Here is an 18,092-nt window from a genome sequence, read left to right as displayed (position 1 = left end):
GGGGTTGGCGAACCTTAGGCCACGGAGGTGGAAACGGTCTGAGCCAGTTCCTCGATCTTGTCCGGGCGGAATCCGGACCAGTGGTCCTGCTCGGTTACCACGACGGGAGCCTGCATGTAGCCCAGCGCCTTCAGGCGCTCAAGTGCCTCGGCGTCCTGGGAGATATCGACACTCTGGTAGGCGATGCCCTTCTTGTCGAGTGCGCGGTAGGTTGCGTTGCACTGAACACAGGCCGGCTTCGTGTAAACCGTAACGGTCATGATCCCTGTCCCCTTAGTTGAAGTCTGTTGCTCTTCGTATCTGGCGGGCTCTACCGGCCAACACGCTGTTCTTGTCTTGTGCTGGTTTCCCGCTCAATCCGTAAATCGATACTACATGTAGTGCAAGCGCCCGGCGGGGACCCCAAGATGATGTATTACAAGTATGTCATTCAATCCACCGGCCGTCCACAGGCAAGGGGCCTCAAAATGTCCGTAAATCCGCCAAAGTGAGAGATGAAATCCACACCCTGTGGACTACTTAGCCACATTTAATCTCCCGCGTGTCGTCTACACCCGGCGTGTCGTGACACTTTGAAAATGTGGCGTGGCGAACAGCTAAAATCTGCTGATGGTCAATCTCCTGCACCTCCGTACACTCATGGAGGTCACACGGCTGGGTTCCTTCGCCGCAGCCGCGGCACAACTCGGTTACACCGCCTCGGCGGTCTCCCAACAAATGGCTGCTTTGGAACGCGACACGGGTGTGGAACTCTTCCAGCGTTCGGCCCGTAGCGTCGTGCCGACCGAGGCGGCAGTCACCATGACCCGCCATGCCTCCAAGGTATTGACCGACGTCGAGGCACTCATGGCGGCAGCCTCGCGGACCAATGACACCCCTGCCCAGGAGCTGCGGTTGGGAATCTTCCCGAGCCTGGCCACCTACGTATTGCCTGACATCTTGCGGAACGATCGCTGGAACGGCTTGGGAATCGAACTGAAAGTCTCCGTCGCCGAGCCCGCGCAAACCATCCAGGGCTTGCGCACCGGAGGGGAGCTGGATGTTGCCTTGGTCTATCAGGTGGGCCAGTCCGGCTTGGCGTGGCCGCACTCCCTGGAACGCCAGTGGATCGGCGACGACGACTTCCGCGTAGTCCTGCCGGCATCCTGGAAGATCCGCGAGGACGCCGAGATCGAGGCCGCCCACCTCTCGGACATGCCGTGGATTGTGCACCACCCCGGCACCAGCGACGCGCTGGTGATCGAACGCCTGTTCGCCAGTTGCAACCTCCACCCCCGCGTGGTGGCCTACAGCGACGATTTCCACGCGAGCCTGGAGATGACGGCGGCCGGACTGGGGGCCTCGCTGGTACCGGAACTGGCGCTGCGGAACCGGCCGCCCGGCGTCGTGGTCCTTGACGTCCCGGACATCCGGCTGGCACGTAACGTTTTCGCCTTGCTCATCAACGAGAAGCGCACGGCGCAGGTCCAGTTGTTCACGCAGCTTCTCGCCGACACGCTCAGGGGAACCACGGGGAAAGCCGGCTTGCCGCCCCTGAAACCAGTGCCCGCCAAGGGTCCGCAGCGGCGAAAGTGAAATATCCCCAACTTGCTGGAACCCTCTGGTTGATGGGGTTAGATTGATCACATGGGCAAGGTAGCGAGCAAGCATTTTGGGGAAATCGAGCTCAACCATGGGCGTGAACATTGCTTTGTGGCCAAACACGAGATCGGCGGGAACCCGCTGGAATTGGACCTCAATGTCACTGCGCACGACCACTTCGACGAGGCCGCCATGCACAAGGTGGACTATCGCTTGCGCTTCCTTCCCGAACTCGTTGACCAGGTCCGCGAAATGATCGCCGAAGAGCTGGACCAGGACGGGACCAACACCCAGCAGTTCCTGCATTTCCACAGCAATCAGCTCAAAGAGGAGCAGCTTGAATCCGTCTTCGGGGTGCGGGACAAGAACCAGCTCACCAACGATGTGTTCCTCAAAGCCCTGAAACTCGGCCACGTAGCCATCTATCCGGGCCAACCGGAGCGCTACTTCGTCTTGGACTTCACGCTCGGTTCACACTTCACGGACGAAACGCTGGTAGTCGCCGCCGATGAGGACGGCGTGGTGGACGACGAGATTCTCTGGGAGTAGCAAAGGGGTTACCAGGGCCTATCCACTCCCCCGCCGTTGTCCGGGCCGCGCAGGTATTCGTCGCGTTCCTGCCCCTTGGTGCGCTCCTGCTGGGCACGCTGCGCGCTGTCCTGGAGTTGCTGGAGTTGCTCCGATTTGGGGGCAGGCGCCTGGCTGGACGACGACGGGCGCCCGGAACCGCCGTCGCTGCTTGCTCCCCGCTTCCCGTTCAGCCGCTCCTTGGCAGCATCCAGGTCTTTTCCCTCGCCCTCGGCATTCGCAGGCCCTGCGGCATGGCAGCCGGCCGGCGCCGACTCCACGACTCCAAGTGCTTCGGCGAAAAGGCCGGCTGCCTTGGGCACGTCCGATGCAGCCGCCGCGTCGCCGAGTTTCTCGATACTCAGGGCCAGGTTGATCCGCGCCTTGCACTCATCATTGCCGGGGCCCGCAGCCAAGGCGTCCTCAAAGTCGCTGCGGGCCGCCGCGAAGTCGCCGGTAAGTGCATGCGCGTCGCCCGAAGCAAAATGGGCCTTGTGGGGTTCAAGGACGTTGGCTACCTTGAGCCATGCGGCGGCATTGCCGACGTCGGTTGCGTTGCCTGCCTCGAACGAACCTGCAGCACTCCCGCCAAGTAAACCCACACTGGCCAGCTTGGCGGCGACTGCGAGCGCACCAACGGCTGGAAGAGCGGACCACAGGGCAAGGCGCCGTTTCCGACGTCGCAGGTCCGGCAGAGGTTCAGCCGCGCCGTTCATTGCCCGGGCTCCTTCCTGCGGCCATCTGAAGATCCGCGAAGGCTGCGCAGGGCGGCTGCGTGGCGGAGTGGCTCGTGCATCAACAGCAGGAAGGCGGCGAGCGACATGAGCCAGTACAGCTCTACCCTCCCGGGCCCATCGTCCACTGGGCTTTGCAGGGAACCGGGGGTGGCTTTGCTGAGCATCGGAGATGGGCTGTCGCCGGCGGTCCGATGCACGTAAGGCACGTCCAGTTGGGCGGAAATAGCCTTGAGCGCTTCTTCGTCCGCCCTGGAGATTGCGTCGCCGTTGTTCTTGTCCCGTATATAGCCCGGGCCAGAGGGGTCCTTCATCCGGCCCCCGTCCTTCGTTCCGTAGCCCAGCACCGCTCCCCCGTTGACGTCGCCCGAGTCCACCGCGAAGCGCCCTGGTGCTTGGGCTGCGGTGTTTTCGCCATCCCCGGCGTAGAACACCAGTGCCGGTCTGCCGGGATGCTGCGTGCGGGCGGCGGTCAGTCTGTCCTTGAGGAGGTTTCCGGCAGCCGTGATGGTGCTCCCTGCGGCGTAACGGGGGTTTTGCGGCTGCATAGTGGTGACGGCGGTTTGCAGGGCCGTGGCGTCTTGGCTCAGGGGCATCCGAACGCTGGCCTTGTTGTCGAAAGTGATGAGGGAGAATTTCGCTCCCGCCAGTTCCTTTGCCACGGCCAGGATGTCGGCTTTCACCCCGGAGAGGCGGGTTTCAGTGCCCTTATAGTCCTCGGCAGACATACTCGTGCTGGTATCCACCACGAAGAAGACGTCGAGTTCAGCGCGTGCGGTCTGCGCTTCGCCGCCGGGCCAGCCGGGACGCAGGGCGGCAAGGAGCAGAAGAACGACGGCGGCCGCCCGGATGGCGGGCAGCGTCACCTCTCGCCCGCGTCCCCGTTCGCTCAGGACGAGCCAGCCGGTGAAGGCGATCACGATGACGGCAGCGGCCAGCAGGAATGGCCAGGGGATCAACGGAGCGAACGTCATAGCCTGGCCCGCCATCCCGTGACAAGCAACCCGGCACCAGCCAGCACGGCGACGCCCAGGGGCCATGCCGGCTCGTCGGTCACCTGGACAATGGGTGCGGAGCGGTAGCTGGCGGCTTCCGTGGCCTGGACCTCGTTGACGATGCCCGGTACAGCCTCGGAGTTGTCCAAGGTGTGGTAGCTGCCCCCGGTGGCTTCGGCTGCCGCCTTGAGCTGCGCGCCGGGTTGTTCCGCATCATTGCCGTAGTCCAGGTCTCCGGGGTTAATCGCGTAAACCTTCACGCGCTTCTCCTTGGCCAGGGCAGCGGCCTCAGGGAGGGTGAAGATCGGATCGCCGGAGAGGAAGTTGTCGGTGGCGAGTACCACCGATCGTGAGCGCTCGCCATTGTCGTCAGGTTGTTCAGGGAAGCTTTGTACGCAGGACGCCAGTCCGTCACCTATCAGGGAAGAGCCTCCCCTGTTCCATGTGCCATCAAAGAAGGGCCCGGCGCCGGAGTCGAGGGCCTTCTGCGCTTCAGCCAACTGACCGGCCGCGAATTCGTAGTCGTCAGTCAGCGGGAACACCTGGACACTGCTGCTGTCGAAAATGACCAAGCCGATGCGCTCGCCGTCGAATTCCTTGGCGAGTTGCTGGAACATTGCGGCGAGCGCGGCGTCCGTGCCGGTCATGGAGCCCGAAACGTCAAGGCACAGGACGATGTCCCGGTTCCTCTTCTCCGGTTGTTCAGTGCTGCGCTGCACCGGCCTTGCGGCTGCTGTAGCCGTTGCGGCAAGGAAGACGGCACCCAGCACCACGGCGATGATGAGCAGGGCCTTGCGCTTTCTCAGTGCATGCCGGTACGCGGGCAGCCCGGTCAGGCGGTCGCCGTGCGCCACCAGCCTGGCATTCTCCGGACGGCGTTTGCGAAACACGGATAGGGCAATAAGGAGGGCAACTGCAGCAGCCGGGAAAACCCACCAATACATCAGCTCCAAGCTTCCACCGCCCCACGGGCCGCAACCGCTGATTCACCCACGGTCCGATCCGTGGTTGGACCGAATTCTGCAGGATAGATCCCGGCGATGCCTGCAGTGAAGGGCTCCAAGCCCTGCTCCGAGAGGTCGTGGAGCGTCATGGTGGTGGCGGGGTGTCCCGTGACCGACGCGGCAAATCCACGCACGAGCATGCTCAATTGCTGGTGCGCTTCGCGCTCGGGAAGCCGGCCGGCGTCGACGTCCGCCACGACGGCGTCGATCGCGCGGAGGCAGGCGGCCCGCAACGCTGCCACGTCGGCGGTGGTGTTGGATTTTTTGCCGGGCGGCTTGGCCCGGACGGGCCAAAAGACCCACGCGTACCAAGCCGCGACCAGGAGCATCAGCAGGAGGCCAAGCCATAGCCAATGCCCTTGGTACTGGAGGGGACCAAGGAAGCCGGGATTATCCTGCACGTCCGGACCTCCCGGCTTTATGCCTCTCCAGCAGTGCGAAGACCGCCGGAACAACGCCGTCGCTGCTGCCAACCTGTTCCTCCGCGATCCCCAACACGCGGAAAAGTTCCCTGCGGCGCTCTTCCCGCTGATGCATTGCTGCCAGATAGGCCTTCCGCACGTCCGGGTCAGCGGCGAGGGCGGACGGGATCATCGAGCCTGTTCCCAGGTCCCTGCTGGAAGGGGCAGTCGCGTCGGAAACCAGCTCGACATCCCGGATGGTCAGCCAGAGAACCTCGTGACGTGCCGCCAGTCTCCGCAGCAGCTCCACGGTGTGCTGGTCTGGCATGAACTCGTCGGCCACGCCAACAACCAGCAGCCGCCCTTTCAGGAACCGCAAGGCGTAATCCAACTGCTGGGCCAGCGCGCTCGCGGGCCCCTGGGGCGAAACCGCCGACTGGACTTCACGCAGAAGCCGCTCCAAGTTGTGTTCGCCGGCACGCGGCGGAAGGTATCGGTTGGACGTTTCGGTCCCGTGGAGGAGGCCGACGTCGTCACCGTGCCGGCACGCCAGGTACCCAAGGACGCCTGCGGCCTCCACGGCAATCTCCAGCTTCGACTCACCGGAGGCCGCCTCCGCCGCCATGGTCCTGCCCGTATCCACCAGCAGCAGGACGGAATGCCGGCGGACGGCCGTGTAGCGCTTGACCAGGGGCGAGCCGTGGCGGGCTGTTGCCTTCCAGTCGATATCCCGCACTTCATCCCCGGGAACGTACGTGCGCAGGTCATCGAAGTCGAGGCTGCGTCCTCTGAAGACCGAACCATACTCGCCCTCGAGCAAGCCAAGAGTTTTTCGGTGCGCGAAGATGAACATCTTCGACTTCACCCGCTGGAGGAGTCCTGGCACCTTCAAGGACCGTTACGGCGTCTGGACTGCCGCGAGCACGGCGTCAATGACGGTTTCCACGGACGTTCCCTCGACCACCGCTTCGAAACCCAGCACGATCCTGTGGCGAAGCACCCGGTGCGCCAGTTTCTTTACGTCCTCGGGTATCACATGGTCCCTGCCATCCAGGATCGCTAGTGCCCTGGCGGCCTGGCTGAAGGCGATGCTCGCACGCGGGCTTGCACCGAACTCGACCAACTTGGCCAGCCCCGGCTCAAGGTACCGGCCCGCGTTGCGGGTCACGTACGCCAGGCCCACGATATAGCGGATGATGGCGGGATCGATGTAAACGCGACGGACCAGCTGCTGGACCTCCGATACGGCATCAAGGGACACCGCGGCGGGCGGTTTCCGGTCATCGGCGAACACCCCGGCGTCAATCCGCCGGATGACTTCGGCTTCCTCGGCCGGGCTGGGGTAATCCAGGACGTCCTTCACCATGAACCGGTCCATCTGGGCTTCCGGAAGGCGGTAGGTTCCTTCCTGCTCGATGGGGTTCTGGGTGGCCAGCACCAGGAAGGGCTGCGGAAGGGGGTACGGCTCCCCGCCGATGGAAGTCTGCCGCTCCTGCATCGCCTCCAACATGGCGCTCTGCGTCTTCGCGCTGGAACGGTTGATTTCGTCCAGCAGCACAATGTTGGCGTGGACAGGACCCAGCTGCGTGACGAAGGTGCCCTTGCCGGCGTCGTAAATCTGCGTACCGGCGATATCGCTCGGCAGTAAGTCCGGAGTGCACTGGATGCGGCGAAAGTCCGCGCTGACGGAATCGGCAAGGGCCTGCGCCGCTGTTGTCTTGGCAAGGCCCGGAACACTCTCGAGCAGGACGTGTCCGCCGGTGAGCAAGCCAATGACCAAGGTTTCCCGGAGTCGTTCCTGGCCCACCACCTTGGCTTCAAAGCTCCGGACAATGCCGCCCACGAATTGCTGTGCACGGGCCAGCTCCGATGCATCGATGCCGGTCGCGGCTGTCTGTTGAAGCACTCGTCGTCCCCTTCTTGGCGCCCTATGCCCGCATCAATAACCGGTGAACGGCACGGGACCCGCATCCGGCCACTCTATCCGGCCACTCTATACAAGCCCGGGCCTGGTCAGGCCGCAATGGGTACCCCTCCCCATGGGGCCTTCACAGGTCTATCCTTTTGCCATGCCTCAGCTACCAGCCGCCTATGCGCAGTACCTCGCCAGCCAGAACCAGCACGTCATCGATGCCATTCGTCCCGTGCTGCTGCAGTCGGCCGCCGACCAGCGGCACGGTGTCCGCATCACCTACAACCACGGTCCCACAGGCCACCAGGCCCATTTGGACGAGACCATCCCCTATGGGGAAATAGTGGAGGACATCGACTGATGGCCTGCCGGCCCTAGCCGTCCAGCAACAGCCGCTGTGCACGCGGTGCCAGCGTGTGCTCAAGGACAAGGCACGCCGCGCCGATTGCACCAACGTCCTCTCCCACGCCGGAACCAACCACATCGATGCCATGGATCATCCCGGCTGCACTGTCCTTTGCAATGAGGCCGGGAACACGGTCCAGGAAGTACTTCGACATCCGGCTCCAGAACGGCCCACCGAAGACTACCCGCTCAACGTCCAGGGCATTGGTTACCACTGAGACGGCACGCGCCACGAGATCCGCCGATTTCTCCAGGATCGCGATGGCCCTCGCATCGCCCGCATCAGCCTTATCGCAAAGCAAGGCGTACCGCTCCTGGACTGCCGGCCCGTCGGATTCGTCCCCGTGACCGTCAAGGACTCCGGCTGCCTCGGCCTCGGCCACCAGCACCTGCGGTATGCAGGAAGACTTCACGCAGCCGCGCAGGCCACAATCGCAGGGGGGCCCGTCGGGGTCCACGATGATGTGGCCGATCTCGCCGGCGTTGCCCGAGGTCCCTCGCACCACTTCGTCGTTGAGGACAATGCCGCAGCCAATCCCGGTACCCATGTACATGAATACGAAGCTGCCGGCGCCGCTTGCTCCCCCCACCCAGGTTTCAGCCACGGCAGCGCTGGTGACATCCTTGTCCACCAAGGTTTCAAGTCCGGTTGCTTCGTTCAGGGCTTCGCGGATACGGACCCTGTTCCAGCGGGTCAGGAGCGGCGGCTCCACGACGGAACCTTCATCCAGATCGATGGGACCGGGAACAGCCACGCCAAGCCCTGCGATCCTGGACTGATCCACACCGGATTCATCCACGAGGGCCTTGATTTCCTGCGCGATGCCGGTGATGACCTTTGCCGGGTCGCCCCCGGGTGTAGCCATCCTCGAGTGCCGCACCACGTTGCCCAAGAGATCCAGCACCACGAAAGTGATCACCGCAGGGTCCAGATGCACGCCCACCGCGTACATGCCCGCGGGGTTGAGCCGCAGGATGGTCCTCGGCTTGCCTGGCCCCGTGCCCTCCTTGCCGGCCTCCACAATGAGCTCCTGGTCAAGGAGGCGGCGGGAGATATTGGAGATCGTTTGTGGCGAGAGGCCCACGATCCTGGCGAGCTCTACCCGGCTCAGGCCTCCCGAAGACCGGCGGATGGCCTCCAGGATGACCGTCAGATTGAAGTCGCCCATCCGGGGTAGATTCGTTCCGCGCCTCGGTGCCGGCTGCCGGATCTCAGTCACGGATTCCCCTCGTCTAGAGAAAACAATTCATTGAACTTCATCGGTGTCAGAATCGTACGTCACCCCCGTTCGGACGGATATGCGCACAGCAGCCCAGGTATCGCGAGTGGGTGACGACGACACTGAATTCTATGTGACGCTCCACGCACACACGTGTTTCATGACACGCCGGGCGCGGCGGCGCTACACCTTCACACTGCGGGTCACGGTGAACTTTGGGTTCCGGCCCACCTCCGTGGTGGACCCGATCAGCCGCTCGAGTGCTGCCCGGTACTGGAGGTGGCTGTTGTAGACGGTCCATAGTTCTCCGCCAGACGCAAGGACACGGGCAGCGGCCTCGAACATCTTCAACGCCGCGCCGGCATGCACCCCGGCCCCGATATGGAACGGCGGATTCAGGAGAATGAGGTCCGCGCTCGCTGTTTCAAAGGTGGACATGGCGTCGTCGTGGATGACCGAAACTTGTCCCGTGAGCGAATTGGCGGCCACGGTACCCCGCGCGGATGCGACAGCTGCAGCTGATTGGTCCGTTGCCCTCACGTGTGCCTCGCGATGCCGCCGCGCGTACATGGTGGCGAGGATGCCCGTGCCGCAACCAAGGTCCACGACTTCGCGCACGGCGGGCATCCTGTCAAGGAAAGTTAGAAGGAAGCGGGTACCGATGTCCAGGCTAGTACCGGAAAAGGCGGCACCATGGGCGCACACATCGATGCCAAGTTCCGCCAAGCGCTCAACCACCGGGTAGGGAGGCGGTCCCTCCGGAGATTTTGGCCGGCTTGCCTTCAGCACCCGGGACTTCTGCCGGGCCAGCTGTGGCTGGACTTCAGAGAACCGCTTCTCCAGCACTGCATTCATACCCAACGTCATGTGCTTCACGCGACCACCCGCCAAGAGGACCGCACCGCGGGGAGAGAACCGGGCTACGGCGTCGGCAATCTCTTCCAACTCGGCCAAGGACTTTGGCAACTGCAACAACAGCAGGTCCGCCCCGTCCAGCAACTCCGGCCCTAGGGGAAGGGAAGAGTACCGACCCCCGAAGCCCAGGGCAGCAGCGTTGCGGCCCAAGGCCACTTGACCACTGTAGAGGTCCTGGTGGACACGCACATGCCCGACTCCGAGCCCGGCCAAAGCGCCGAGGGTCAACGCCCCGTAGCGGTCGCCAATCACCGTGATGCTGGTTTCCGGCGAAACCAGATCCGCTGCCGTATCAAGCAGCAGGCGGTCGGTGGCATCGAACGCATGGAGATTTTCCGCTTCAACGTCGGGCAGCCTGCTCAACCGGCCGAAGACCTGCTCCAGATCCATTACGGTCACGACGTTTCTTCCCACTCTCTCCTGCGCTCCGGTTCCGGATGCGCACGGTCCGTAATGATTTGGTACTCAAAGGTTCTCGACTTCAGATGCGCCAGGGAGGAACGTGGTTTCTGCAAAGCCATGCAAACACCCGCCCCAGGGCATCCGCCCCGACACGCCCACTGAGCCCGGCACCGGGAGCACTAAACACGCGGCTCACCTCTCCTGCGAGAAAGCCATGAGTGTCAATGTTGTCACGCAACTGCAAGTGAAATCACACAACTCGCCTGACGAAACACGGCGACCCGAAAAGACCGTAGTGGACATCGTCACTGTGGGCGACTATACGGTTGGAAGGTATACCTTCGAACCCGGCTGGACTTGGGCAGATTGCATCAAGCCAGTAGTCGGAACGGATACCTGCCAGCTTAACCACGTTGGTTACTGCGTTTCCGGAGCCTTGGATGTTGAAACCAACGATGGTGGCCGGATCAGCATTTCGGCCGGAGATTCCTACACCATACCGCCCGGCCACAATGCCCGCGTGGTCGGAGATCAGCCCTTCCAGGGCATCGAGTTCCTCAGCGCGGCCGAGTTCGCCCGGCCGGCGTAACCCGGCACCGGCACGATGCTGTAACGCCGCCAAAATGCTGTAGTTCGGAACGAAAAAGACCCCGCTCGATTGAACGGGGTCTTTTGTCCGAGTGGAGCTGAGGGGACTCGAACCCCTGACCCCCTGCATGCCATGCAGGTGCGCTACCAGCTGCGCCACAGCCCCGGACTGCTTGCCCGAACCGGAAGATTTCCCTTCCTGCCGAAGCAACTCGTCAATACTACCCACAAAGGCAGGAGAAGCGAAATCGAAAGGGGATGACGTAGCTCACATTAGGAAACTATCGATGGCCATAAAAAATCTCCCCCTTCTTCGCGTTGAAGAAGGGGGAGATCACTGGGTGGAGCTGAGGGGACTCGAACCCCTGACCCCCTGCATGCCATGCAGGTGCGCTACCAGCTGCGCCACAGCCCCATATCCTTGCTGCCTGGCCGGAGACTTTTCAGCCGTTCCTGCCGAAGCAACTCAAATATCTTAGAACAGCATTTCCGATAATTCCAAATCGTGCATATTCCGAGGTGGAGACCCTACTGAAGACCCGATTCCTCAGTCGATGCTGCATTCGCTGATACGTCATCGCCCAACTCCAGGTCAACTACAGGGCAGTCCTTCCACAGGCGCTCGAGGGCATAAAACACCCGGTCCTCGGCATGCTGCACGTGGATCACAACATCGGCGTAGTCCAAAAGCACCCAACGGCCCTCGGAACGGCCCTCGCGGCGGACAGGGCGAAGGTCCTGCTTCAGCAGTTCTTCCTCGATGCCGTCGACGATTGCGTTGACCTGGCGCTCGGTGGGAGCCGAAGCGATCAGGAAGACGTCAGTCAGTGCCAGACGCTCGCTGACGTCCAAAGCGACGATGTCTTCGGCCAGCTTTTCGGCCGCGGCACGCGCGGCATGGCGGGCGAGGGTGATGGATTGTTCGTGAGCAGACAAAAGAACTCCTTGTTGTGGCCTGGGCCAGATGGCAAATAGGCGGCGTACGCCGGTTTCGGCGGATCTAGCCGCTGGTGATCATGATGATTCCGACAATGAGCGCGATAACGCCCAATGCCAAGACTCCGTACTGCAACAGCTTGTTCCGCTGCGCGCGCGCCAATCCCGCAGTGTTGGCGTCGAGCGGATCCAGCCCATAGGCAGTGCTGGCGGATACCGGCGGGCGCTCCGCTTCCTGGTCCTGCACGACGGCGGCGTTCCGCTTGCGGGCGTTCCTCGCTACCGCTTCGGCACGGGCCAAGACCCCGGCACGCCCCCTGCCGCCGCGGCCCTCGGCCTGCGTGGATGCGCCGGCCTTCGGGTTGGCGGAGGTAACCAACGGCACGAAGGTGGTGCTTGGCCGCTTCATGACCGGCCGTTCCACCCCCGGAACCTTGACGAATTCCAAAGGAGTCACCATGGCGAGGTTGTTGGCCGTGGATGGACCTGAAGCAGCACCCGGGCCTGATTTCGGCTCCGGCTTTTCCGGCAGGGCCTGCTCCGCGAGCTTCTGCTTGGCGGCCGCACGCTTGTTCAGAACTGCGGCGCGTTCAGCCAACGCGATCTGCTGGGCCAGGACCACGGGGTCAACCGCCAGCGGATCCTGCTCGGCTATGTGTTCGAGCTTGGCCGTCTGGTTTTGTACCTGAGCGGCGATGAGCTCCCTGACGGCCAGGGCCTGCTCCACGGACATCTCGTCCCCGGACGGGGAATCCGGTGTTGGGGTCGCCGAAGTTTCCTTGCTTTGGGTCTGGGATGCCTGGGCCCCCTTGGCATCCTCAGGGGTCTTGGCGCCCGGCGCCGGAACAATGGGGTTGGCGGATGTGGCTACCTCCGCCTGCAGTTGCTGCAGCCGCAACTGACGCCGGGTGGGCGGCCCGCCACCGGAGAGCTGCTCTTCCTTGTCCGCCAGCTCCTTGATGGTGCGCAACGCGGCCCTGTCGCGGGCGCGGATCTGCGATGACCGTTCCTGGGCGCCCGAAGCCACGGCATCTACGGGACCGTCTGCTGCGCGTCGGTTCCTGCCGTTGCCCTGCGACTGTACTCCCCCGCCGTTGCCTTCGGACGGCGGACCGGCAGGCGGCGCAAGCTGGCCAGGCGGTTGACCGGCGTCCTGCACTGGTGCTTGGACGGCCTGCTCCTGCTCTTCCCGGGCGCGGCGAAGCTCACGCCTGCTGCGGATGGGTCGCTGTTCCTGGCTGCTCATGTGAAACTCATTCAGTACGTGCTTGTCGGTCTGATCCGGTCAAGGCGGGCGACGGTTCCTCCGCTGTCCCTGGCCGTGGCGCGTACAGCCCGTATTTGGCGATGTATTGCACCACACCGTCCGGCACGAGGTACCAGACCGGGTTTCCTTCATTCACGCGGTCACGGCAATCCGTCGATGAGATGGCCATGGCCGGAACTTCCAGGAGGCTGACGTCGTCTTCCCTGCCCAGATTGTGCAACTCGTGTCCAGGCCGGGTCACGCCTACGAAGTGCGCGAGCGACCACAGCTCATCAACGTCCTTCCATGACAGGATCTGCGCCAGTGCATCGGCGCCCGTGATGAAGAACAGGTCGGCGTCCGGACGCTGGTCCCGGAGGTCGCGGAGGGTATCGATGGTGTACGTGGGTCCCGGCCGGTCCACGTCCACCCGGCTCACGGTGAAGCGCGGGTTGGAAGCGGTGGCAATAACCGTCATGAGGTAGCGGTGCTCAGGCTTGCTGACTTTTTTGTCGGACTTCTGCCATGGCTGGCCCGTGGGCACGAACACGACCTCATCCAGGTTGAACTTCGCAGCAACCTCACTTGCAGCCACAAGGTGGCCATGATGGATGGGGTCGAACGTTCCACCCATCACGCCCAGCCGGAGCCTGCGCTCCGCATCCCCACGCGGTGTTGCAGCGATGATGTTAGTGGCCCTGGCCGTGGGTGTGCTTGTTCGGGTGCTGGCGGTGCGGGTCAGCGTGCTCCTCAACGGCCTCGTGGCGGTTGCCGAGGTTCGTGTAAGAGAGCGTCACGAACATGAGGACCAGCAGGAGGGCGAACATCGAGACGCCGAAGACCCACGGTTCAGCCCACAGCGGGGCCAGTTCCTCGTGGCCGCCTTCAGCTTGGGCGGCGATGGACGTGGCGATCTGCTGAAACAGCATCTTCTCCCCTAGTTGGTTCTCAAAGGATGACGACGACGGGCCTTCCCGCCGTTCCGGACTTCTGTTCTATGTTACAGCGTTGTCAGCCGCGGATCTGGCCCTCGCCCTGGACGATCCACTTGGTGGTGGTCAGTTCCGTCAAGCCCATGGGACCGCGTGCGTGCAGCTTTTGGGTGGAAATACCGACCTCGGCGCCCAGGCCAAGTTCGCCGCCGTCGGTGAACCGCGTGGAGGCGTTGACGATCACAGCGGCAGAATCCACTTCCGCAATGAACTTCTCCGCATTGGCGAGGTTGTTGGTCAGGATCGCTTCCGTGTGGCCGGTGGTCCAGGTGCGGATGTGCTTCACGGCCTGGTCAAGGTTGTCCACCATCGCCACGGCGAGGTCGAGATCCATGTACTCAGTGGCCCAGTCGTCGTCGTCGGCCGGGACGGTTTCAACGTCCGCGCCGAGGGCCGCTGCGATGCGGTCGTCCACGTGGAGGGTCACGCCCGCGGAGCGCAGCGCCTTGGCCACGGCAGGCAGCACAGTGGAGCCTGAGTGGACAAGCAATGTCTCTACGGTGTTGCAAACGCTCGGACGTTGGGTTTTGGCGTTGAGGAGGATATCCACCGCCATCTCCTCGCTGGCCGACTCGTCGATGAAGATATGCACGTTGCCCTCGCCGGTCTCGATCACGGGAACCGACGAGTTGATGACCACGGTCTGGATCAGGTCACGGCCGCCACGCGGGATAAGGACATCGACCTTGCCACGCGCACGCATGAGCACGTTGGCTCCTTCGCGACCGAACTGGTCCACCGTCTGCACGGCATCGGCAGGCAGCCCCACGGAGTCCAGGGCCTCGCGGAGGATCCGGACCAAGGCCTCGTTGGTGTTCGCAGCGGCCGAACCACCCCGCAGGATCACGGCGTTGCCGCTCTTCAGTGCGAGCCCCGCGATGTCCACAGTAACGTTGGGCCGGGCTTCGTAGATGGCTGCCACGACACCCATGGGCACGTTGACCTGGCGCAGTCGAAGGCCGTTGGGCAAGGTCTGTCCCCGGACCACGTTTCCTACGGGATCGGGCAGGCCCGCAAGGTTCTCCAGTGCCGCGACCAGGCCGTCGATGCGGGCAGGCGTCAGGGTCAACCTGTCCAGGAGAGCTGCGGAAGTGCCGTTCGCACGGCCCTCGGCTACGTCCTTCGCGTTGGCTTCGAGGATGTTCTTTTGCTGGTCAAGGAGAGCGGCGCCGATGGCCCGCAGAGCCCGGTCTTTCCAAGCGCGGTTGGCTTGGCCCATGCGGCGGGCGGCTTTCCGGGAACGCTCGGCGATGGCGTAGACGGCTGCCTGAACGTCCTCGGAGGTGACCGGGGCGCTGCCTGCCACAGAGTTCTCCGGCGTCTCGGCGGCAGCACCGGAAGAGTCGGATATCACAGGGGCGTCAGGGGTCAGCGCTTCAGTCATGCTCCAAGTTTAGTGGAGCGCGGCGTCCGCAGGAGTACCAGGTCATCAACATGAACAACTTCGCGGTCATAGCCGCGGCCCATCGCCTGGCCAAGCTCCTGGGTGGACCGGCCCAGCATGCCCGGGAGCTCCTCGGAGGAATAGTTGACCAGGCCCCGCGCCACCACGGCACCGTCCAAGCCCACCATCTCAACCGGGTCTCCGGCTTCGAACTCTCCGGAGACATCCGAGATTCCCGCAGGGAGGAGCGACCTGTGCCGGTCGCGCACGGCCTTCACGGCGCCGTCGTCGAGCACCAGCCGCCCACGTACGGTAGCCAGGTGCGCAAGCCACAAAAGCCGGACGGGCTTGCGGTTGCCGTTAACTGCGAACCAGGTGCCCACGTCCTCCCCCGCCAAGGCAGCAGCGGCATTGGCCGTGGACGTAACCAAAGCATGGATTCCGGATCCTGCCGCTATGGAAGCGGCCTCAACCTTGGTCATCATTCCACCCGTGCCCACACCCGCCTTGCCGGCCTTGCCAATGGTCACATCCTCAAGGTCCTGGGGGCCACGGACCAAAGAAATCCGTTTAGCCCCATGGGCAGGCGGGCCATCGTAGACGGCGTCGACGTCGGAAAGCAGTACCAGGGCATCGGCGCGGACAAGGTGCGCCACAAGTGCGGCAAGCCTGTCATTGTCGCCAAAACGGATCTCGTGGGTTGCAACGGTGTCGTTCTCGTTAACCACGGGCACAACCCCGAGGTTCAAGAGACGGTCCAGGGCGCGGAAAGCGTTGGTGTGCTGGGTCCGCCGCATGAGGTCGTCGGCCGTCAACAGCACTTGGCTGACGGTGACGCCGTGCGCATTGAAAGCCTGCGTGTAGCGTGCCATCAGCAAACCTTGGCCCACGCTCGCGGCTGCCTGCTGGGTGGCGAGATCCTTGGGTCGCTTGGCCAGTCCCAGCGGCGCCAGACCTGCGGCAATGGCGCCGGAGGAAACCAGGATGATCTCCGCGCCTGCGTTACGCTTTTCCGCCAACGCGTTCACCAGGGCGGTCAAGGACTTCTCGGAAATGCCGCCCTTGATGCTGGTCAGTGAAGACGAACCAACCTTGACAACGATTCTCCTGGCCACGGCCAGGGCTTCGCGGCCGCCTGCTTCCAGATCCGGAGCTTCGACGGCCTTAGTCGTCATCACCGGCATCCAGGTTGCTTTCCTTAACAGTTTGGGCGCGACGGCGGCTGACGGACTCCGTCCAGATGCCCGCCTTGCGCTCGGCTTCCAGTTCGGCGCGCGCGGCAGCCTTGGCCTCGCGGCGCTCGATCTGCTCTTCGCGCTTCTGGGAACGGGTAGGGCGATCGCCGATGTCCGCAACGCGGATGTCCGTGCCGCGAGGCGTGGCAAGCAGTTCCGCGCCGGCCATCATGGTGGGTTCCCAGTCGAACACCACTCCGTCGTCCTCACCGATCACCACGGTGTCACCGGGCTTGGCCCCGACCTTGAAGAGTTCGGTTTCCACGCCGAGCTTGGCGAGGCGGTCCGCGAGGTAGCCGATGGCTTCCTCGTTGGTGAAGTCGGTCTGCTTGACCCAGCGCACGGGCTTCTCACCCAGCACGCGGAAGAGCGGCTCGAGGTTCTTTTCCTCACGGCGGATCCGGAAACCGGATTCGTTGACAGCGCGCGGCCGCAGGACCGGAGGTGCCACCTTGGGCGGAGCGACCTCGACGGCGTCCCGGGCAGCCTTGACGATCTCCGCCATGGCGAAGCTGAGCGGGCGCAGGCCCTCGTGGCTGGTGGCCGAAACTTCAAAAACGCGGTAACCCCGGGCTTCGAGGTCGGGACGGACAAACTCCGCCATGTCCTTGCCGTCGGGCAGGTCCACCTTGTTCAGGACCACCAGCTTGGGGCGCTCGTTCAAAGGCACTACCTCACCGTCCACACCGGCGTAGCTCATGTCCACTGCGTACTTCTCGAGCTCGGCTTCGATGATGGCAAGATCGGACAGCGGATCGCGGTCGGACTCGAGGGTTCCACAGTCAAGCACATGGACCAAGGCAGCGCAGCGCTCAACATGGCGCAGGAAGTTGTGGCCAAGGCCCTTGCCTTCGCTCGCACCCTCGATCAGGCCCGGGACGTCGGCGATGGTGAAACGGATGTCTCCGGCCTGTACCACCCCAAGGTTCGGTACGAGCGTCGTGAAGGGATAATCGGCAATCTTCGGGCGGGCGGCCGACATCGCCGCGATCAAACTCGACTTTCCGGCAGAGGGGAAACCAACCAGGGCGATGTCAGCAATGGACTTCAGTTCCAGGACGATATCGCTGGACTCGCCTTCGATGCCCAGCAACGCGAAGCCGGGCGCCCGACGCTTCTGCGAAGAAAGCGCGGCGTTCCCGAGGCCGCCCAGGCCGCCGGCGGCTGCAATGTATTCGGTTCCTTCGCCCACAAGGTCAGCGAGCACTTCGCCGTCCTTGGTCTTGACCACGGTGCCGTCCGGAACGGGAAGGACCAGGGTCTCGCCGTTCTTGCCGCCACGCCAGTCGCCCATGCCCGGACCTCCGTTGGTGGCATGGCGGTGTGGGGCGTGGTGGTAGTCAAGGAGCGTCGTGGTCTGGCTGGAAACGCGGAGGATGACGTCGCCGCCGTTGCCGCCATTGCCGCCGTCGGGGCCGCCGAGTGGCTTGAACTTCTCACGCTTGACGGAGACGCAACCGTGGCCACCGGTTCCGCCTGAAACGTGCAGGACTACCCGGTCTACAAAGCTCGCCACGTGAATCTCCTCTGTTGCTGTAAACAGCGCGAATGCCAAGTCCAGCGCGCCCGGCGCCC

Annotated in this window: 20 protein-coding genes and 2 tRNA genes; 4 read left to right on the top strand and 18 right to left on the bottom strand. The window is 63.7% G+C overall.

What is annotated here, in order from left to right; genetic code table 11:
* Positions 1 to 14: 14 nt before the first annotated feature.
* Positions 15 to 260 carry a glutaredoxin-like protein NrdH gene (gene nrdH, locus ACIPY2_RS03450; protein WP_347107636.1) on the bottom strand — a complete coding sequence of 82 codons (246 nt, stop codon included), beginning with the start codon at positions 258 to 260 and terminating at the stop codon, positions 15 to 17.
* Positions 261 to 609: 349 nt separating this feature from the next.
* On the opposite strand from nrdH, the gene ACIPY2_RS03445 reads away from it, so the two are divergent.
* Both ACIPY2_RS03445 and ACIPY2_RS03440 read left to right on the top strand, forming a co-directional pair.
* Positions 610 to 1,575 carry a LysR family transcriptional regulator gene (locus tag ACIPY2_RS03445; RefSeq protein WP_400264954.1) on the top strand — a complete coding sequence of 322 codons (966 nt, stop codon included), beginning with the start codon at positions 610 to 612 and terminating at the stop codon, positions 1,573 to 1,575.
* 51 nt (positions 1,576 to 1,626) lie between these two features.
* Positions 1,627 to 2,130 carry a DUF2004 domain-containing protein gene (locus ACIPY2_RS03440; protein WP_400264953.1) on the top strand — a complete coding sequence of 168 codons (504 nt, stop codon included), beginning with the start codon at positions 1,627 to 1,629 and terminating at the stop codon, positions 2,128 to 2,130.
* An 8-nt stretch (positions 2,131 to 2,138) separates the two neighbouring features.
* Here the strand turns inward: ACIPY2_RS03440 and ACIPY2_RS03435 are convergent, their stop codons facing one another.
* The 6 genes from ACIPY2_RS03435 to ACIPY2_RS03410 are packed head-to-tail and all read right to left on the bottom strand — an operon-like array spanning position 2,139 to position 7,188.
* Positions 2,139 to 2,864, bottom strand: coding sequence for a hypothetical protein (locus ACIPY2_RS03435; protein WP_400264952.1), 726 nt, complete (start codon positions 2,862 to 2,864; stop codon positions 2,139 to 2,141).
* Positions 2,861 to 3,856 (bottom strand): VWA domain-containing protein, encoded by a 996-nt coding sequence (locus tag ACIPY2_RS03430; RefSeq protein WP_400264951.1) that lies wholly within the window; start codon positions 3,854 to 3,856, stop codon positions 2,861 to 2,863. Before ACIPY2_RS03430 ends, ACIPY2_RS03435 begins: the two co-directional genes overlap by 4 nt.
* Positions 3,853 to 4,821, bottom strand: coding sequence for a VWA domain-containing protein (locus ACIPY2_RS03425; protein WP_400264950.1), 969 nt, complete (start codon positions 4,819 to 4,821; stop codon positions 3,853 to 3,855). The genes ACIPY2_RS03430 and ACIPY2_RS03425 overlap by 4 nt, the downstream gene beginning before the upstream one ends.
* Positions 4,821 to 5,282 (bottom strand): hypothetical protein, encoded by a 462-nt coding sequence (locus ACIPY2_RS03420; protein ID WP_400264949.1) that lies wholly within the window; start codon positions 5,280 to 5,282, stop codon positions 4,821 to 4,823. Before ACIPY2_RS03420 ends, ACIPY2_RS03425 begins: the two co-directional genes overlap by 1 nt.
* Positions 5,272 to 6,168 carry a DUF58 domain-containing protein gene (locus ACIPY2_RS03415; RefSeq protein ID WP_400264948.1) on the bottom strand — a complete coding sequence of 299 codons (897 nt, stop codon included), beginning with the start codon at positions 6,166 to 6,168 and terminating at the stop codon, positions 5,272 to 5,274. The genes ACIPY2_RS03420 and ACIPY2_RS03415 overlap by 11 nt, the downstream gene beginning before the upstream one ends.
* Positions 6,169 to 6,180: 12 nt before the next feature.
* Positions 6,181 to 7,188 carry an AAA family ATPase gene (locus tag ACIPY2_RS03410; RefSeq protein ID WP_400264947.1) on the bottom strand — a complete coding sequence of 336 codons (1,008 nt, stop codon included), beginning with the start codon at positions 7,186 to 7,188 and terminating at the stop codon, positions 6,181 to 6,183.
* A gap of 163 nt (positions 7,189 to 7,351) precedes the next feature.
* Between ACIPY2_RS03410 and ACIPY2_RS03405 the strand changes: the two genes are divergently transcribed.
* Complete coding sequence (locus ACIPY2_RS03405) at positions 7,352 to 7,555, top strand: hypothetical protein (protein ID WP_400264946.1); 204 nt, start codon at positions 7,352 to 7,354, stop codon at positions 7,553 to 7,555.
* 13 nt (positions 7,556 to 7,568) lie between these two features.
* Here ACIPY2_RS03405 and ACIPY2_RS03400 read toward each other — a convergent pair whose 3' ends face one another.
* Positions 7,569 to 8,819, bottom strand: a complete 1,251-nt coding sequence (locus ACIPY2_RS03400; protein WP_400264945.1) for an ROK family transcriptional regulator — start codon at positions 8,817 to 8,819, stop codon at positions 7,569 to 7,571.
* Positions 8,820 to 9,002: 183 nt separating this feature from the next.
* The gene (locus ACIPY2_RS03395) at positions 9,003 to 10,124 is read right to left on the bottom strand and encodes a class I SAM-dependent methyltransferase (RefSeq protein ID WP_400265108.1); all 1,122 of its coding nucleotides are present in this window, start codon (positions 10,122 to 10,124) and stop codon (positions 9,003 to 9,005) included.
* A gap of 226 nt (positions 10,125 to 10,350) precedes the next feature.
* On the opposite strand from ACIPY2_RS03395, the gene ACIPY2_RS03390 reads away from it, so the two are divergent.
* Positions 10,351 to 10,725: a cupin domain-containing protein gene (locus ACIPY2_RS03390; protein ID WP_400264944.1), complete on the top strand. Its 375-nt coding sequence runs from the start codon at positions 10,351 to 10,353 to the stop codon at positions 10,723 to 10,725.
* Positions 10,726 to 10,817: 92 nt separating this feature from the next.
* Here ACIPY2_RS03390 and ACIPY2_RS03385 read toward each other — a convergent pair.
* From ACIPY2_RS03385 to obgE, 9 genes are all read right to left on the bottom strand, one after another.
* Positions 10,818 to 10,890: transfer RNA gene (locus ACIPY2_RS03385), tRNA-Ala, on the bottom strand.
* 176 nt (positions 10,891 to 11,066) lie between these two features.
* Positions 11,067 to 11,139, bottom strand: a tRNA-Ala gene (locus tag ACIPY2_RS03380).
* A gap of 113 nt (positions 11,140 to 11,252) precedes the next feature.
* Positions 11,253 to 11,660 carry a ribosome silencing factor gene (rsfS, locus tag ACIPY2_RS03375; RefSeq protein WP_400264943.1) on the bottom strand — a complete coding sequence of 136 codons (408 nt, stop codon included), beginning with the start codon at positions 11,658 to 11,660 and terminating at the stop codon, positions 11,253 to 11,255.
* A gap of 64 nt (positions 11,661 to 11,724) precedes the next feature.
* Positions 11,725 to 12,906: a hypothetical protein gene (locus ACIPY2_RS03370; RefSeq protein WP_400264942.1), complete on the bottom strand. Its 1,182-nt coding sequence runs from the start codon at positions 12,904 to 12,906 to the stop codon at positions 11,725 to 11,727.
* A gap of 7 nt (positions 12,907 to 12,913) precedes the next feature.
* The gene (gene nadD, locus ACIPY2_RS03365) at positions 12,914 to 13,540 is read right to left on the bottom strand and encodes a nicotinate-nucleotide adenylyltransferase (RefSeq protein ID WP_400265107.1); all 627 of its coding nucleotides are present in this window, start codon (positions 13,538 to 13,540) and stop codon (positions 12,914 to 12,916) included.
* Positions 13,541 to 13,595: 55 nt separating this feature from the next.
* Positions 13,596 to 13,835, bottom strand: a complete 240-nt coding sequence (locus ACIPY2_RS03360; protein WP_400264941.1) for a hypothetical protein — start codon at positions 13,833 to 13,835, stop codon at positions 13,596 to 13,598.
* An 82-nt stretch (positions 13,836 to 13,917) separates the two neighbouring features.
* Positions 13,918 to 15,282, bottom strand: coding sequence for a glutamate-5-semialdehyde dehydrogenase (locus ACIPY2_RS03355; RefSeq protein ID WP_400264940.1), 1,365 nt, complete (start codon positions 15,280 to 15,282; stop codon positions 13,918 to 13,920).
* On the bottom strand, positions 15,279 to 16,457 hold the full coding sequence (proB, locus tag ACIPY2_RS03350; RefSeq protein WP_400264939.1) for a glutamate 5-kinase: 1,179 nt from the start codon (positions 16,455 to 16,457) through the stop codon (positions 15,279 to 15,281). Before proB ends, ACIPY2_RS03355 begins: the two co-directional genes overlap by 4 nt.
* Positions 16,447 to 18,033: a GTPase ObgE gene (obgE, locus tag ACIPY2_RS03345; RefSeq protein ID WP_400264938.1), complete on the bottom strand. Its 1,587-nt coding sequence runs from the start codon at positions 18,031 to 18,033 to the stop codon at positions 16,447 to 16,449. The genes proB and obgE overlap by 11 nt, the downstream gene beginning before the upstream one ends.
* Positions 18,034 to 18,092: the final 59 nt, after the last annotated feature.

The organism is Paenarthrobacter sp. NPDC089675, assembly GCF_044749185.1.
Taxonomy (GTDB): domain Bacteria; phylum Actinomycetota; class Actinomycetes; order Actinomycetales; family Micrococcaceae; genus Arthrobacter.
This window is presented reverse-complemented; position numbering and strand designations above follow the sequence as displayed.